A 14961-nucleotide genomic window follows, 5' to 3' on the forward strand; every position below is an offset into this window, starting at 1 on the left:
CCCGGACGCCGGTCTCAGCCTGGTCGTCACCCCAGCGATCCGCTCACGTACGGTGACAAGTCGTGCAACTAGGGTCGCGCGCTTCGCGGCAGATCCGGATGGCAGCCCGGGGCATCACCCCAACTTCGTCCATTGCCCTTCGGAGACCACCTCGATGGAGCCGTTGACGACCTTGATGGCCGTCTGTTCGTCGATGGCATAGGCCGGGACACCGAGGTCAGCGGCCCACCGCTCCGCGTCAGCCAGGGTGTTCTCTGGAAAAGCGTTCAGGTGCGGGAAGATCGAGAAGTCGACGACTCCCAGTGTGCGGTCATCCGGCGCGGACGGCCACTCGACGAACTCCGCCCCGATCCGTGGCGTCATCACCATGCTTCCCGCACTCACGCCCACCCAGACCATGTCCGGCAGCGAAGGCAGTAGATCAGCCAGCCCGGACTCTCGCATCCAATGACACAGATACGTCGCGTCGCCGCCGTCGACCAGGAGCACGTCGGCCTCCCGGATCCAGGCGACCCACCGCTCCGCGCCGATGGTGGGCAGCGCGGTGAGTTCCAGCACGCCCAGCGACTTCCAGCCCAGGTCGCACATGGGTGATGAGCTTCGGCCGGCGATGAAACGCCAGGCCGAGGCGGGAGTGCACATGGGATGCCCGTACTGCGCTGTGGGAATACAGAGGGCATCGGCGTCGCCGATCGGCTTGCCAAGAAGCTGCACGAGCGCCGAGTGGATGCTGGCGTTCGTGACGCCACCTGACGTCAGCAAGAGCTTCAAGGTGCCTCCGAGTTCGCGTGCGGAAGGGGTGGATGTGCCTGAAGACCAGGGACCGAGCCGGGACTCATCGTAGTTAGGGTCTTCTCTTCGGAGGGTCCCTCAGATTGCTGAGCGTGATCGCCCTGCGCGTCAGGCGGGCAGCCGGCACGGCCCGTCTGGCGTGGCGAACGTGAGAGTCGGCGTTTACCTCCTGGATCAGGCCAGAATCAGGTCGTGGTCGATGACGCCGTGAAGTGGCGACTAGCAGCTGGGTTTCCGTCGTGACCGCCTGGCGAAATCCAGGTAGGCATCGGTGGTCGGCTAGGCCCTGGCCTGCTCTGCCCGGGCGCCTGGCCCACAGTCGGCAGGAGCGACAAAGCCGACCGCCTCCGGCGGCGGTCACGGCACAGCCGGACGACCATTTCGACTCCACCAGCCGGTGCGGCTTTCGCGGAGACGTCGAAGGACTGCGGGCGGTCGCCGTCGTGCTGGTGCTGCTCTTTCACGCCGGAGTGGCCTTCGTCCCGGGCGGGTTCGTCGGCGTGGACGTGTTCTTCGTCGTCTCCGGATTCCTCATCACCGGGTTGATCACCTCGGAGTTGAAGCGGACCGGAAAGGTGTCGCTGCTGCGCTTCTACGCCAGACGGGCAAAACGGCTGCTGCCCGGCGCCGGGGTGGTGCTCATGGCCGTGCTGCTACTGACGGTGTTCCTGCTGCCCAAGATCCGCTGGTCGGACACGGGTTGGGACGTGATCAGCAGTGGGCTGTACCTGGTCAACTGGCGCCTGTCGGAGCGGGCGGTCGACTATCTGGCCGCCGACACAGCGCCGAGCATGGTCCAGCACTTCTGGTCGCTGTCGGTCGAGGAGCAGTTCTACCTCGTCTGGCCGCTGCTTCTGCTGCTCATCGCACGATCCGTGCGCCGGCTGCGCGCAGGAAGTACACACGACATCGAACGACCGCTACTGTTCGGTCTGGCACTGGTCGCCATACCCTCGTTCGCGTGGTCGGTGTACCTGGCCGGTACCGATCCCGAACGGGCATACTTCATCACCACCACCCGGATGTGGGAACTGGCCCTGGGCGGTGGCATCGCGATGATCGTCGGCCGCCTGGGCCGGATGCCGCGGGTGGTGGCGGCGGCGTCGGGCTGGGCCGGACTGGCCATGGTCATCGCGTCCGCGTTCCTCCTGCGAGGGTCGACCCCGTTTCCCGGGTACGCCGCCCTGCTGCCCACCCTCGGCACGGCGGCCGTGCTCGCCGCCGGTGCGGCCGCCGGCCGGATCGGGCCGGCGGCCGTTCTCGACAACCCCCCATTACGCGCGGTGGGTGCGCTGTCGTACTCGCTGTACCTGTGGCACTGGCCGCTGCTCGTCGTCGCCGAATCCCGGTTCGGTGAGCTGTCGACCGCATGGCTGCTGGCGGTGGTGGCGCTGTCCGCGCTGCCCGCCTGGCTGACACACCGCTACGTGGAAAACCCGCTCCGGTTCTCGGCCGTGCTCGAACGCATCCCGGCGCGGGCGCTTCGGCTGGGGGCGCTGTGCACGGTGATCCCCGCCGTCTGCGCGCTGGCGCTGCACCAGGTCGTCACATGGCCGACCGGCACGTCAGCGAACCAGGCAGGCTGGGCTGAGCAAGCCGACACGGCTCCGCGCGGAGCCGAGGTCCTGTCCGAACACCCCCGAGATGATCCGCGTGGCGCCCCCGTCGACCGCGTGCCCTCGATGATCCCCGATCCGGTCTCGGTGCGCGCTGATTATCCCGACGTGTACAGCAAGGGATGCCACCAGAGGGAACGCGAACCCGAGGCGACCTCATGCATCTACGGCGAGCCGACGTCAACGTTCACCGTGGCGCTGGTCGGGGACTCCCATGCGGCCCAGTGGGTGCCGACGCTGCAGGCCGTCGCGGCGAAGCGCAATTGGCGTCTGGTCACCTACACCAAGTCGTCCTGCCCTATGGCCGAGGTGCAGGTACTGTCGCGCACCAACGGGCGCCCCTATCCGAGCTGCGCCGAATGGAACCACAATGTGTTGGGCGCGCTGACCGGCGACGGTCATCCGGATCTGGTAGTCACCACCAACTCCGACTACCGGATCGTCCGCGGCACTACCCGGCTGCCCGTACCGGAAGGCGACCGGGCCATGATCGCCGGCCTGCGTGCGAGCTGGCAAGCCATCACGGCCGTCGGCGTCCCCGTGGTCGTGCTACACGACACGCCCGACCCGGGGACCAACATCGCCGAATGCATCTCGGCTCACCTCACCGAACTCACCAGATGCGCCTTCGCGCGCGCGACAGCGCAGCCCGCCGTCGGACCCGTCCAGGTGGAAGCGGCAGCGGCGATGAGCAACGTGCACCTGGTCGATCTCAACGACGCCATCTGCCCCACCGACCGCTGCGCCCCCGTCATCGGCCGGGTGATCGTGTATCGCGACAGCAACCACATGACAGCGACATACGCTCGCACTCTCGCCCCGCGGCTCGACGCCGCAGTGGCCGGAATCCTCGAGTAAAGGGTCGTCCGAACGGTGTAAGCACGTGGGTGAGGACTACTTGGGCCTGCGGAAAGCCGACGCTCGGAGGTCCCTCGAAGGCGTACAGGGCGGGACTCCGGCGGGTGACCCGGCGTCTGCGGCCCTGGCCGGTCGGGCCGGCGCTCATCACCAGCCCCGAGCTGGTCGCCAAGGCCGGAACCGAAGATCGCGAATGCGGGCTGCAGGCAAAGTTCGTTGCCATCGACGCGTCCCATGCGCGAACGCCTGGGCGCTGCTCCGTACGAGCCGCCACCGACCTTGATCGAACCGGTGGCGGAGTGCGCAAGGAAAAGGTTTCGGGCAACGGCCGCCGGGCATACTGCCGCGACTGCGACGGATGACGGGGAGGCGACGTGGCTCAGCGATGGCTGGCCAAGGCGCATAACGCCCGCACGCTGATCATGACGCTCGGGAGCACGCTGCACGAGGTCGTGAACGGCCGCGGCGGTCTTGAGGTGCACCAGGCGTTGATGGACGCCTTCGACACACCTCATGACGACAGCAGGGTCGACGGGGTCGAGGTCGGCCGGGACGAGTTCGCACAGCTGTGGACCGGCATCCAGCAGGGGTCCGAGCTGCCCGAAGCCGCCTGGCACAAGATCGTCCTGCCGACGGTCGTGACCTTCAGCGGTCCACGCACTCAGAAGATCCATCTGGAACTGGTCACAGCCCAGTGGCTGGCCGCGCGTGCCGCCGCTGATGCGGTGCCCGGCTACGCGGACATCGCCGGCACTCTGGTGGCAGTTCACCCGGCGCTGGGCGACGAGCGCGCCGCCGAATCCCCGCCGACTGCGGAGATCGCGGTCCGGCCCAGCGTCGACACCATTGTCCCGGTCGCCGAAGATCCCCTTGTACCGAGCACGAAACGCCGGGCGTGGGTCGTGGCGGCAGCGATCGTGGTGGCTGCGGCGGTCGTGTTCGCGCTGACCTATCGCGCCTCCGATACGCCTTCCGCGATGGCCGGCACGCCGACTCCGTCCACGGCGGTGGTCGTGGAGGGCTCGGCAATGCAGCCCAGCGCCCTGCCGACCGTGGTGCCGTCGGCTGCGCAGCCACCGCCGGCGACCACGGATCAGCCGCCGCCGGTGTCGGTGTCGGCCGGGCCGGCGTCGCGCCCGCCGTCCGCGCCTCGAGACCTGACCGTCCTGGCCGCCACCCGGGACAGCGTGATGCTGAGCTGGTCAGCTCCGGCAGATGGCAGGACCGGAGGCGTGGCGTACTACCGCATCGTGCAGGACGGCGCCGACGCCGGCTGGACCAGGTCCTCGGGGGCGACGGTCACGGGCCTGACGCCGGGCACCCGCTACATCTTCGTGATCGTGGCGTACAACGCGGCAGGTCAGCAGTCAGCGGCGAGCAGTGCGGTCACGGTGATCACCGCCAGCTCGCTGGCGTCCGCCCCGCCCGCATCGCCCAGCGCGCCTTTGTCCCCGCAACCCTCGCCGTCGCCCCCGGTCGTGCTGCCGGGAAGCGACGTCCCCGCGCTCGGCGGAACGATCCGGGTCACGTGCTCGAACAGGCAACCGTCCGTCGTGCGGGTCACGCCGGCTGCCGGATACACGGTCAGGGACGTTCCGCAGCCCAAGGACCAGGTCCGCGTCCTGCTCGTCTCACCGGACAACGACAGCGAGATCACCGCCAAGTGCGACAAGAAGAACGCCGTCGCGGCCACGGTGAAGGAACACAGCCACTACGGCCTGTTTCAGCTGTCCACCGATCCGCTGTTCGTGGACAAGGTCCGTGACGTCGTGGGCCTGTACCTGGACCCGCCCGAGCGGGCCCTGGTCCTGTGCGTCGATGAGAAGTCCCAGATCCAGGCCCTGGACCGCTCCCAGCCGGTCCTGCCCATGCAGCCCGGCGTGCCCGAACGCCGCACCCACGACTACCTGCGTGCCGGCGTCACGAGCCGTGAGGTCGCACCCTGACGACCTAGGGCATATGTGAGTTGAAACGAACAGCTCTCCGGCGGCCAGCAGCAGCGGCTGTCCATCGCCTGCGCCCTCGCACGGACCCGACCCGGTCTTCCTCGAAGAGCCCACCTCGGGTCTGGACCCGCAGGCCCGCCGTGACCTGTGGGACGTGCTGCGCGACATCAGCGCGCTGGGCCGCACGGTCGTGCTGACCACGTACCACCTCGACGAGGCCGAGTCACTGTGCGACCGGGTCGCCATCATGGACCACGGCCGCATCCTGCAGTCCCTGCCGCCCGCCACGCTGGTGCGCGACCTCGACATGCCGGCTTGTCCACGTGACATACGGGTTCCCCGTAGCTGGAGCTCGACCGCGGGGCGGTGGGTCGCAGTTGTACTTGGTTCCCCGCAGGACCTGAACCGCAGTCGCCCGCGACCGTGACGAACCGCGTCGAGCAGACCTGGCGCCATGAACTGCTCAACCAGCGCCGGATGCGGCTGCACCGGCCGGACCATATGGCGCCGGTGCAGTGACTCTATGTCGACTGGGGGTTGAAAACTGCCATGCCGGATATAGAATAAATGTGTCGGTTGGTCCAGGAGAGCTCGACACCGGCAGTAGATAAACGAGGTCCTCGTCCGACCGGCGCGGTAACAGGCCCGATGAGCCGGGCCGAAGCAGAGCAAGTAGGCGAGGGGTGAACTTCGATGCTTATGCGTTGGGATCCGTTGCGTGACATCGACCGGCTCGCGGGTGAGGTGTTCGGCGCGGCGAGCACGCCGGCGCTGATGCCGATGGACTGCCTGCGGTCCGGGGACACGTTCCTGGTGCGCTTCGACATGCCCGGCATGGAGCCGGACTCCCTCGATGTGTCGGCTGAGAACAACACGCTGACCGTGCGCGGCGAGCGCCGCCGTCACGACCCCGATGCCACCTACCTGATTTCGGAGCGGCCGTCGGGCAGCTACAGCCGTCAGCTGGTCCTGGGTGACGACGTGGACGTCGAGGCAATCAGTGCCGACTACAGCGCGGGCGTGCTGACACTGACGATTCCGGTGGTCGAGCAGGCCATGCGCCGCAAGATCGAGATCGGGCGTGGGGCCAAGTAGATCGGGACCAGCAAAATCGTTGAGGGCAGGTCCGAGGCAAAGGGCCGGCCGCAGCTGACCGGAGCCCGTTCCTGACAACAGTCGCACACGGACGGGGGTGATGCGGCAGAGATAGTGCAAAGCGTCGCTCCAGTGGCGAGACCGGGTATCCCGCGCGACCGCCACTGGGGTGGGAGACCGTGAGGGAGGGACCATGGTTGACACGCGTAATGTGCCCACCGCGCTGTCCGCGATCAAGGAGCCGGATTTTCCCGGCTTCACGATGGGCACTGCCGCTGAAGCGCTGGGGGTCACCCCGGGGTTCCTGCGGTCGGTGGAGTCTGCCGGCCTGTTCGAGGCACATCGCTCCGGTGGCGGGCACCGCCGCTACAGCCGTGACGACCTCCAGCTGGCCGACCGGGCGCGGCACCTTGTCGACGACGGAATGCGCCTGGACGCCGCCGTACGCGTAGTCCAGCTCGAGTACCAGCTCGCCGCCGCCCAGGCAATGATCGAAATCCTGCGCCGCCGACTGGACCACCCGGAAGACGGCTCCTGAGTCCGTTACCGGAGTCGGTTTGTGGGAGCGCGGCCCGTTGCACCGGAGGTGAAATCCTATGCGACAGCTCGCTGTGTGTACCACCGCTGACCTGGCCGGGGACCTGAACCTTCGCCTCACCGGGGAAATCGATCTTGCAGTACACGCACAACTGCGGCGCTGCCTGCGGGCAGCATTGGCGGCGTCGGCCAACCATCTTGTGGTGGACCTGGCGGGCCTGACCTTCCTGGACGGCCGCGGTGCCGTCATGCTGATGGACGCCGCCGAACATGCCCGCCGCTCCGGCTCGGCGCTTTCGTTCACCGGTGCTGACAGCATCGTCGAGCAGGTGCTGTCCATCGTCGCCGGCTGGTATCCGCAGGCCGGTGCAGTTGGCGACGGGGCCGCGACTTGCCGTTGAAGTGCACCCGTGTGCTTCCGTCTTCGCGTCGCCCGGCGAACCGACCGACAGGCGCCCGATCCGTCAGACCCGTGGCCGGGCGACTGCACCGGCTGGACGCCGGGTCAGCAGCACGCCGACCGCGATCATGCCCGCGGCGAGCAGGAGGTGCAGCCAGTTGTCCGCATTGTTGACGGGCACGAAGTTGGCTGTGCTCGTCTGATCGACGATCAGCCCGTAGAGCCACAGCAGCGCATAGACCACGCCGCCGCCGATCAGATAGGAACGGGCGGCCGACACGGTACGCGACATCGCCAGGCCGGCCACACCGAACAGCAGGTGGACGATGTTGTGAAGCACCGAGACCTGGAAGATCCCGAACAGCATCGCCTGCGAGTGGTGCCCGGCGGCCTGCATGGTGTCGTAGTTGGTGGTAATGCCCGGGATGAACCCGAGGATGCCCACCAGCAGGAAGATCGCGCCGACTGTCGCAGCGGCCACGCGCACCGGCGCGCGGGCGGCTGCCCGGGTGGTCGACTCGTATCGGCTGGTCATGATCTTCTCCTTTGTCTGCGGCCGGTCAGCGGCCGATCAGGGGCGCAAGTACCCGCCGGCGGGGTGAAAAAACTTGTTCTAGCTGCTCAGTGCGGTTGTGGCGGTTCCGGGAGCTCGCCTTGGGGTGGGCCGTCCTGGGGAGCCCGGGACCGGCACCGCTCGTCCTTCGCGGTGGGTACGCCGACCCTGTGCCTGAGGACCCTAGGTTTGATCGAAGGCCATGAGGGAAACTCCCGATCCAGGCGTCGCTGTGGTCTACGAACGGGAGGAGACGGCCGTGGCGCGCAACCGCGACGACAAGCCTTCGGGCGCCACCGCAGGAGGGACCGAGCGGCCGGACACCGTCGCCTTTCCAGACGACGCCGAGGAACTGAGCGTCGCGGAAATGCGGCAGCTCCTGAAGGGCCAGGGCGTACTGGGTGTCTCCACGCTCGGCAGGGGCGGACTCCTGCGCCTGTACCACAAGGGCGGGCTGCCTCAGGACTCCACCGCCCGGCCCCGGTGACCTCGGCTGCCGACCGGAGAGGGCCACCCTGTCCATCCCTGGCCGACCGCGGTCACCTTCAACCGGGAGCGCCGTTCAGATCTTGGTGCGCCCTGGCATTGCAGGAGGTGGTCGTGCCGCTCACTCCGAACGAGCGTCGGCGTTTGCACGAGATCGAGCAGCAGCTGGCGCGGGACGACCCGGCCTTCGCGACGTCCATGGACGGTCCCGGACACCCGCCCGGCGACGCGGCCAGCCGGCGGCCCGTCCTCTGGTGGGCACTGGCGGCGCTGGCCGCGGTGGCGACATCGGTCGTCGTCGCATTCGTCGCGGGAATCGAATACGCGGCGATCCTGATGCTGTTCATGCTTGCCGCCAGCGCGTTCATGAAGCTCGGCTTGCAGAGCCGATCGGCGTCCGGCCCGCCGGACGAGCACGGCCAGTCATAAGCCTGCGGTCGGCAGGGTGCCGGGGACCCGCGGCGCTGCTCCTGAGCGACGACTGCCTGGAGGTCGGCCGACCGGTCGAGCTGGCGTTCAGTCTGCCGACGGAACGGGGCCCGCACCTGTCGTCCGGCGGCCGGCAGTCCAGGCCTGCTCAGGATTTCTCTGCTCGCAGCTCGTCGGCCAGGGGTGAGGCGACCCGGTTTTCGGGGTTCTCGACCCCGGCCATGCCGCCGTCCGGCGAGATCGTCCCGTCGAACTGGTAGACCGTGAGTTCGTCCTCGGCGACCCGGCGGGTGGTCGTCGTCGCCACGTACCGGTGGATGAGGCCGTCGGCCTCCATCTCCAGCAGCGGCCCTTCCACGCCGTCGAGCCGGGAGCCGTCGAACGGACCGCTGGCGAGAACCACATCCCTGCTCTGTGTCATGCCCGCGACCTACCCGTGCCCGACGGCGCGCAAACGGCCGAGAGGCCCATCGTTTCTGCAGGTCAAGGCGGTAAAAAGCCGATCGGGCGGGATTGTGCGCGGCTGCCGTCGGGTACGAGTTCCCGCGACAGGTGAGCAGCGTAGAGCCGGAGGAAACCGCCATGACCGACGTCATCACCTTGATCGAGCAGGACCATCGGGCGCTCGAGGAGCTGTTCGAGCGGCTGCAGAGCGGCAGCGCGGACAGGGAGCTGCTGTTCCAGCAGATGGCCGCGATGCTCACCGCGCACAGCCGGGCCGAGGAAGCCGAGGTGTACCCGGCCATCGCCAAAGCCGGTGAGCAGGACGAGGTCGACCACGCACGCGAGGAGCACGCGCAGGCCGACGAGCTGGTGGCCCAGCTGAAAACCATGGACCCGGAGTCCGCCGAGTTCGGCGAGGTACTGGCCCGGCTCATCGACGCGGTCAACGAGCATGTGGCAGAGGAGGAGTCGACCACCCTGCCCGCGCTACGTGACTCCGTCGACGGGGAACGGCTGGAGCAGTTGGCCGAGTCGTTCCTGGCCCGCCGCGGGCAGGAACTGGAGAACGGCCCGTCGCCGCAACAGGTCGATCCCGACACCGGGCAGGGCAGCGGTGAGCAGACGAAAGCCGAGCTGCTCAAGCAGGCGGCCGAGCGGGATCTGCCGGGCCGCTCCCAGATGACCAAGGACGAGCTGCGGGAGGCGCTCAAGACGGTCGGCGAATGACGGCCGCGGGCCGCGCCGCGACCCTCAGCTCAGTAAGCCGTGACCAGCCGGCGGTGCGGGCCACCGCCGCACCATGCCTCAGCGCCTCGCTGCGCACGGCGACCTGTTCAAGCCGGTCCTCGATCACGCATTGCCTGCCACGGCTCCACTGAGCACAGCGGACGGCCTGCCGGTCGGTCGACCGACGCCCGTGAGCGCCGATGTCTCGCCGGCAGGCCGCCCTGGCGGTGCTATCCGGTCGTCGGCCCGCGGGTCGGTGTGGCCTCCTCGCGTACCGTCGACGTGGCCTCGCCCACGGTCGAGCTGACGGATTCGACGGCCTGCTGCACCGGCTCGCGCAGGTGCTCCTTGACCTCCCCGGCCACCTCCGTGGCCTGCTGCCGCAGCTCCTCGGAGTGCTCGGCCACCTTCTCCTTGACCTGTGTGGCGAGCTGCTGCTCGGGCTCGGTCGCCGGAAGCAGCGCCGAGACGAGCACGCCTACGCCGAAAGCGATCAGGCCGGCCGCCAGCGGGCTGCCCTGAGTGCTGGTCAGCACCCGCTGCTGGGCTGCGCCGGCCGCGTCGCCGACCGTTCCCGCGGCCGAGGACGCCTTGTCGGCCAGGGTCGACATGGCCCCGCTGCCGGAGTCGACCGGATGCTGCACCGTTCCCATGATCTTCTCGCGTACCGAGTGCGCCGCGTCGCGTACCCGGTCCACCCGCCGCCCGACCACCCGCGCCGGGCTGACCCGGTCGGTGAGCGCGTCGACGTCGTAGCGCAGCTCCTCGCGGGTGCGTTCAATGTCGCGGCGGATCTGCTCGGTGTCGGTACTCATGGTGTGTTCCTCCCCGCGTCGGTGTGTCCTCGCAGCGCCGAGGGCACCTGCTTGACCGTCTCCGCGGTCTGCGTCATCGGCTGCAACTCCCGCAGACGGGAGCGCCCGACCGTGAACAGCACCGCGCCGACGACGCCCCACAGTACGGCGACGAGCACCGCCGCCCAGCCGGGGTCCATCGCCGCGGACAGCAGCCGCCACAGCGCCAGCGACAGGAACAGCAACACCAGGTGGACTGCCAGTCCGGCGGCGGCCAGCATCCCGGCCGCCTTGCCCGCCTTGGCGGTCTCGGCCCTCAGTTCGGCCTTGGCCAGGTCCAGTTCCTGCCGCATCAACGTCGACAGGTCCGTGCTGATCTCGCCGAGCAGCTCGCCGATCGACTGCTGCGATGAGCCGGCGGCACCCGTGCTCAGGTCGCCGCGCAGCGGCTCGGTCCTCATCGGGACACCTCGCTCTCCTGCTCGTAGCGGCCGCCGGCCCCGGTGTAGGCCAGCTCGTCGGGTGTCACCCGGGCGGGACGAGCACTCATGCCCGGCTCCGCCAGCGGCCGGGACTGTGCCGGCGTGGACGACGCCCGGCCCGCCCCCTGCGCGTCACTGCGCTGGGCCGAGGCCATGTTGCGGGTCAGCCGACCCACCACCAGGCCCGCCGCGAGGGCACCCAGCAGGAAGGTGCCGGGGTGCCGGCGCGCATAGTCGCGCACCTCGTCCAGCACCCGGCCGGGCTCACGGTGCTCCAGCCAGTCGGCTGTGCGGTGGGCTCCCGCAGAGACCTGCTGCATCAGCTGCCCGGCCATCCGGTCGGATCCGCTGCCCTGGCACATCGCCGACAAGTCGTCGGCGATCGTGTGCAGGCCCCCGGCGATCCGCTGCTGCTGCGTGCCCGCCTGATCGCGCAACTCCTGTGTCGCGGTGTCGACCAGACCGCGAACCTGCGAGCCGGTCTCCTGCGCGACGTGCTTCACCTGCTCGGCCGCGGTCTTGGCCGCCTCCGAGGCCGATGTCTGCTGTCCGCCGCCGGCCTGCTCATCCGGCCCGATCCCGCTCGGTGCAGCGCCCGGCTGCGTGGGCATGTCGATGTCGACCGGCTCCGCCGCGACGCCGGCGGTCGCGGGCGCGCCGGCGACGGACTCGCTCTGCGGACCACGCTCACCGACGAACGTGCCGGGCGTCTCGGCGAGGCGGTCCTGCTCGTGGCGCGGCCGGGTGACGTCGATGTCGTCCGTCTCGCCAGAGCCGATGCCGGTCGCGGGCCGTGGCTCATACTGCTCGCTCATGTCTCCCCCTCCACCTGCGCGGGAGCCGCGACGTCACGCCGTAATGGTGTCCGCTGGGACCGCAGGTAACTCCCGCAAGGTGGCCGTTCCCCTTGACAGCCGGGTGAAACACGTTCGCTCAAGCAGATCGCCAACAAATGAGCAGCTCAGGCGGGCGGTGCCCGCTGCCGGTTTCAGTGCAGGTCTGCCGGCGGCAACGGTTTGAGGGCGGGGCCTTGCAGCACCGCGCCGTCGACGTCGAACCGCGAGCCGTGGCAGGGACACTCCCAGGTGCGCTCGGCTTCGTTGAACCCGACTATGCAGCCGAGGTGGGTGCAGGTCGCCTCGACGGCGTGCACCTGGCCGGCCTCGTCGCGGTAGGCCGCGCACCGCTTGCCGTCGGCGCGCACGATCCCGCCCTGACCGGGTGCGAGGTCGTCGACGGTCCGGTCGGGCCTGCTGATCCGCGCACCGACCAGGTTCTTGGCGACGGTGGCCGCCGCCTTCACCAGCTGGGCTGCCTCGGCGATCGGGTGCAGCCGGTGCGGGTCGTACAACCCGGCCCATTCGGGAGTGGCCTCGTCGACGATACGGCTGGTCAGCAGGGTCGCCGCAGCCATCGAGTTGGTCATGCCCCAGCCGCGGAAGCCGGTGGCCACCCACACGTGTTCGTGCCCGGGGAACCGGCCGACGAACGGCAGCAGGTCGCTGGTCGTGTAGTCCTGCGCCGACCAGCGGTACGTCGCCTCGGCGACGCCGAAACGTTGCTGCGCCCAGCCCCGCAGAGCGGCGAAGCGCCCGTCAACCCCGTCCTCGCCGGGGGAGTAGGTCTCCCCGGTGACGATGAGCAGCCGTCCGCCGCCCGGCAGGGGAGCGGTGCGCACCGACCGGTCGTCGTCGACCCCCAGGAACATGCCGTGCGGGTCGGCATCGTCTGCTATGGGCGCGGCGATGACGAGTTCGCGCTTCGGGACCAGCCGCGTGAACAGTTCCGGCCGGTCGAACGCCGGATAGCCGGTCGCGATCACCACGTCAGGGGCCCGCAGCACGAGACCCGACTCCAGGGTGACCTGGCCGTCGGCGATCTCGGTGACCCGGCTGTGTTCGAAGATCCGCCCGCCCAGGCGCTCCAGGTCGGCGGCCACGGCCAGCAGGAACCGGCGGGGATGGAACTGGGCCTGGCCGCTGACCCGAACCGCCCCGGCGATGGGATACGGCAGCGGGGTGTCGGTCACGAACTGCGCCGGCAACCCGGCCTCGGCCGCCGCGGCGGCCTCCTTGCGCAGTCTGGCCGCACCGTCCTCGGTGACGGCATAGGTGTAGGCGTCGCGCTCCTCCCAGTCGCAGTCGGCGCCCACGACGTCGGCCACGACGCGCAGGGCCGCCAGAGCGGCCAGCTGCGACTGCCCGTATCGCGCGGCGTTGTCAGCACCCAGCTCGGCGTAGACGGCGCCGTGCAAGGCCGTGACCTTCGCGGTGGTGTTGCCGGTCGACGCCTCGGCGAGCCGGCCGGCCTCCAGGACCACCACCCGCCGGCCTCGGCGGGCGAGGCTCCAGGCCGTGCACAGGCCGGCGATGCCGCCGCCCACGACCGCCACGTCCGCTTCGACCAGGCTGGCGACCGGATAAGCGGTGCGTGGCGTGGACTGCATCCAGAACGAGACATGATCGTCCACCGTCATCCCAGCCCTTTCCTGGGTAAGGGTCGACTGGCGTCATACCCGGCTGGGGCCTGTTGAAACAGATGCGGCGCGTGGTCGCCCGGGGGCGACCGCCTGCGCCTTCTTGCAGGTCCTCGGCGTCAACTGGCACGTACTCACCCAGACCAGCTCGGCCGCCCGATGCTCGCCTTGATCCCGCGTCGTCGCAGGTGTTCCCGGTTGGCGGCCGAGGTGTACGCCTTGTCGGCCAGGACCCGGTCCGGGCGGGTGCGCGGACGCCCGCCGCCAGGGCGTGGTACCCGGATGCGGGCCAGTACCCGGGTGAACTGCGGACTGTCACCACGCTGCCCACCGGTCACCACCACGGCGAGGGGCTTCTGGCCTTGGCAGCAGCGGTTCCAGCGCCGCCCATTGCGCGTCGGTCAGGTCGTGCCGCCTCGCCGCCGGTATGGTGGCCATGAGGTCTCCGGTTTCGTTCCTCTTGGTCGTTGAACGGTCTTCGGGAGACCTCGCCGCTTGTCGATCATTTACGCGCAAGCCTTCTATGCAACCAGGTCCCTCGCAGGTCACCTGCCGTCGAAGCCCCGAAACGTGCCGAACTCGTCTGCGGTGTCTGCGAAATCGGCGAAGTCCAGGTTCGCGATGCTCAGATTGGTGGAGACGTCCGGGAACCAGCGGGGTGGCAACCGGAAGGAACGCCCGGGTTCGTCGAAGAGGTCAACCGCGAGCAGCAGGTGCTCCTCGTCAGTCATGCAGACGGCATCGGCCAGGAACAGTAAGTGACCCTGTCCCCGTCGTCGGCTGCGGCATCTGCCTCGACCAGTGCCTGAACTGACACCCCGGCGTATGCCGGATCGCTGACGTATGTCGCGCTGCGGTGTCCGCCGGAGCCGTCGACCGCAGCCTTGACCGCTTCCCAAGCTGCGTCGTCGCCAAAGTCTGATCGCAGGACCAGAGACGTCAAATCCTCGGGCTGAGGCAGGGAGGCCATGTCCGTGATCTTCCCATCCCGAACCTACCCACTTTGAAAACGCGGCCTAGGCGGCGTGCTCGCCGACCGGCTGCACACGCGACCCCTGCTCATCGCCACCCAACTCGCCCACGCGTGCTGGCCGCGGCGCTCGCGATGATCGCCTGGTGCCCTTCCGGCGATCTTTGTCTGGTGTACGCGGTCTCGGTGCTCGGCGGCACGGTCGCCGTCGCCGAGGTCCGGTGATGCGCCGCCGCCGCCGCCACCGTGCCGCACGCCGCCCTCGGCAACGCCCTGCGCCGTCGCAGGCCTGACCATGGCCCGCCGCGCGAACGTGCCCCCGCGCGGCCGACAGCTGCACCGACTGCGCGCCGCCGT

Annotated in this window: 17 protein-coding genes and 3 pseudogenes; 10 read left to right on the forward strand and 10 right to left on the reverse strand. The window is 69.4% G+C overall.

What is annotated here, in order from left to right; all coding sequences use genetic code 11:
* Window positions 1-114: 114 nt before the first annotated feature.
* A complete protein-coding gene (locus FLL47_RS32970) occupies window positions 115-771 on the reverse strand; it encodes a Type 1 glutamine amidotransferase-like domain-containing protein (RefSeq protein ID WP_144126557.1) in 657 nt (218 codons plus the stop codon).
* Window positions 772-1100: 329 nt separating this feature from the next.
* Between FLL47_RS32970 and FLL47_RS32975 the strand changes: the two genes are divergently transcribed.
* The 7 genes and pseudogenes from FLL47_RS32975 (at window position 1101) to FLL47_RS33000 (ending at window position 7245) form a co-directional block, all read left to right on the forward strand.
* Entirely contained in the window at window positions 1101-3266 is a 2166-nt protein-coding gene (locus FLL47_RS32975; RefSeq protein WP_144126692.1) for an acyltransferase family protein, read from the forward strand.
* Window positions 3267-4294: 1028 nt separating this feature from the next.
* Window positions 4295-4645 (forward strand): annotated as a pseudogene (locus FLL47_RS44835) (fibronectin type III domain-containing protein); the annotation flags it as partial.
* 342 nt (window positions 4646-4987) lie between these two features.
* Window positions 4988-5194: pseudogene (locus tag FLL47_RS44365) on the forward strand (IS630 family transposase); the annotation flags it as partial.
* Between the two features lie 172 nt (window positions 5195-5366).
* On the forward strand, window positions 5367-5639 hold the full coding sequence (locus FLL47_RS43730; protein WP_222106307.1) for an ATP-binding cassette domain-containing protein: 273 nt from the start codon (window positions 5367-5369) through the stop codon (window positions 5637-5639).
* A 287-nt stretch (window positions 5640-5926) separates the two neighbouring features.
* Window positions 5927-6307 carry an Hsp20/alpha crystallin family protein gene (locus tag FLL47_RS32990; RefSeq protein ID WP_342780381.1) on the forward strand — a complete coding sequence of 127 codons (381 nt, stop codon included), beginning with the start codon at window positions 5927-5929 and terminating at the stop codon, window positions 6305-6307.
* A 193-nt stretch (window positions 6308-6500) separates the two neighbouring features.
* Window positions 6501-6845: a MerR family transcriptional regulator gene (locus FLL47_RS32995; protein ID WP_144126560.1), complete on the forward strand. Its 345-nt coding sequence runs from the start codon at window positions 6501-6503 to the stop codon at window positions 6843-6845.
* Window positions 6846-6903: 58 nt separating this feature from the next.
* Window positions 6904-7245, forward strand: a complete 342-nt coding sequence (locus FLL47_RS33000) for an STAS domain-containing protein (protein WP_144126561.1) — start codon at window positions 6904-6906, stop codon at window positions 7243-7245.
* A gap of 63 nt (window positions 7246-7308) precedes the next feature.
* On the opposite strand, the gene FLL47_RS33005 is transcribed toward FLL47_RS33000, so the two are convergent.
* Window positions 7309-7779 carry a DUF4383 domain-containing protein gene (locus FLL47_RS33005; protein ID WP_144126562.1) on the reverse strand — a complete coding sequence of 157 codons (471 nt, stop codon included), beginning with the start codon at window positions 7777-7779 and terminating at the stop codon, window positions 7309-7311.
* Window positions 7780-7999: 220 nt separating this feature from the next.
* On the opposite strand from FLL47_RS33005, the gene FLL47_RS43245 reads away from it, so the two are divergent.
* A complete protein-coding gene (locus FLL47_RS43245; protein ID WP_186316050.1) occupies window positions 8000-8284 on the forward strand; it encodes a hypothetical protein in 285 nt (94 codons plus the stop codon).
* Window positions 8285-8397: 113 nt separating this feature from the next.
* On the forward strand, window positions 8398-8712 hold the full coding sequence (locus FLL47_RS43250) for a DUF3040 domain-containing protein (protein WP_281286765.1): 315 nt from the start codon (window positions 8398-8400) through the stop codon (window positions 8710-8712).
* A 148-nt stretch (window positions 8713-8860) separates the two neighbouring features.
* Here FLL47_RS43250 and FLL47_RS33015 read toward each other — a convergent pair whose 3' ends face one another.
* Window positions 8861-9133, reverse strand: a complete 273-nt coding sequence (locus tag FLL47_RS33015; protein WP_144126563.1) for a hypothetical protein — start codon at window positions 9131-9133, stop codon at window positions 8861-8863.
* A gap of 161 nt (window positions 9134-9294) precedes the next feature.
* Here FLL47_RS33015 and FLL47_RS33020 point away from each other — a divergent pair, with 161 nt between their 5' ends.
* Complete coding sequence (locus FLL47_RS33020) at window positions 9295-9882, forward strand: hemerythrin domain-containing protein (protein ID WP_144126564.1); 588 nt, start codon at window positions 9295-9297, stop codon at window positions 9880-9882.
* A 230-nt stretch (window positions 9883-10112) separates the two neighbouring features.
* On the opposite strand, the gene FLL47_RS33025 is transcribed toward FLL47_RS33020, so the two are convergent.
* The 7 genes and pseudogenes from FLL47_RS33025 to FLL47_RS45245 form a co-directional block, all read right to left on the reverse strand.
* On the reverse strand, window positions 10113-10697 hold the full coding sequence (locus tag FLL47_RS33025) for a DUF3618 domain-containing protein (RefSeq protein ID WP_144126565.1): 585 nt from the start codon (window positions 10695-10697) through the stop codon (window positions 10113-10115).
* Complete coding sequence (locus FLL47_RS33030; protein ID WP_144126566.1) at window positions 10694-11137, reverse strand: phage holin family protein; 444 nt, start codon at window positions 11135-11137, stop codon at window positions 10694-10696. Before FLL47_RS33030 ends, FLL47_RS33025 begins: the two co-directional genes overlap by 4 nt.
* The gene (locus tag FLL47_RS33035; RefSeq protein ID WP_144126567.1) at window positions 11134-11973 is read right to left on the reverse strand and encodes a hypothetical protein; all 840 of its coding nucleotides are present in this window, start codon (window positions 11971-11973) and stop codon (window positions 11134-11136) included. Before FLL47_RS33035 ends, FLL47_RS33030 begins: the two co-directional genes overlap by 4 nt.
* A gap of 173 nt (window positions 11974-12146) precedes the next feature.
* A complete protein-coding gene (locus tag FLL47_RS33040; RefSeq protein ID WP_144126568.1) occupies window positions 12147-13634 on the reverse strand; it encodes an FAD-dependent oxidoreductase in 1488 nt (495 codons plus the stop codon).
* A gap of 158 nt (window positions 13635-13792) precedes the next feature.
* Window positions 13793-13990, reverse strand: a pseudogene (locus tag FLL47_RS33045) (transposase); the annotation flags it as partial.
* 189 nt (window positions 13991-14179) lie between these two features.
* Window positions 14180-14479 (reverse strand): DUF6924 domain-containing protein, encoded by a 300-nt coding sequence (locus FLL47_RS45240; protein ID WP_425457785.1) that lies wholly within the window; start codon window positions 14477-14479, stop codon window positions 14180-14182.
* On the reverse strand, window positions 14362-14604 hold the full coding sequence (locus FLL47_RS45245) for a DUF6924 domain-containing protein (RefSeq protein ID WP_425457783.1): 243 nt from the start codon (window positions 14602-14604) through the stop codon (window positions 14362-14364). Before FLL47_RS45245 ends, FLL47_RS45240 begins: the two co-directional genes overlap by 118 nt.
* Between the last annotated feature and the right edge of the window lie 357 nt (window positions 14605-14961).

The sequence above is a fragment of the Catellatospora sichuanensis genome, assembly GCF_007483665.1.
GTDB lineage: Bacteria > Actinomycetota > Actinomycetes > Mycobacteriales > Micromonosporaceae > Catellatospora > Catellatospora sichuanensis.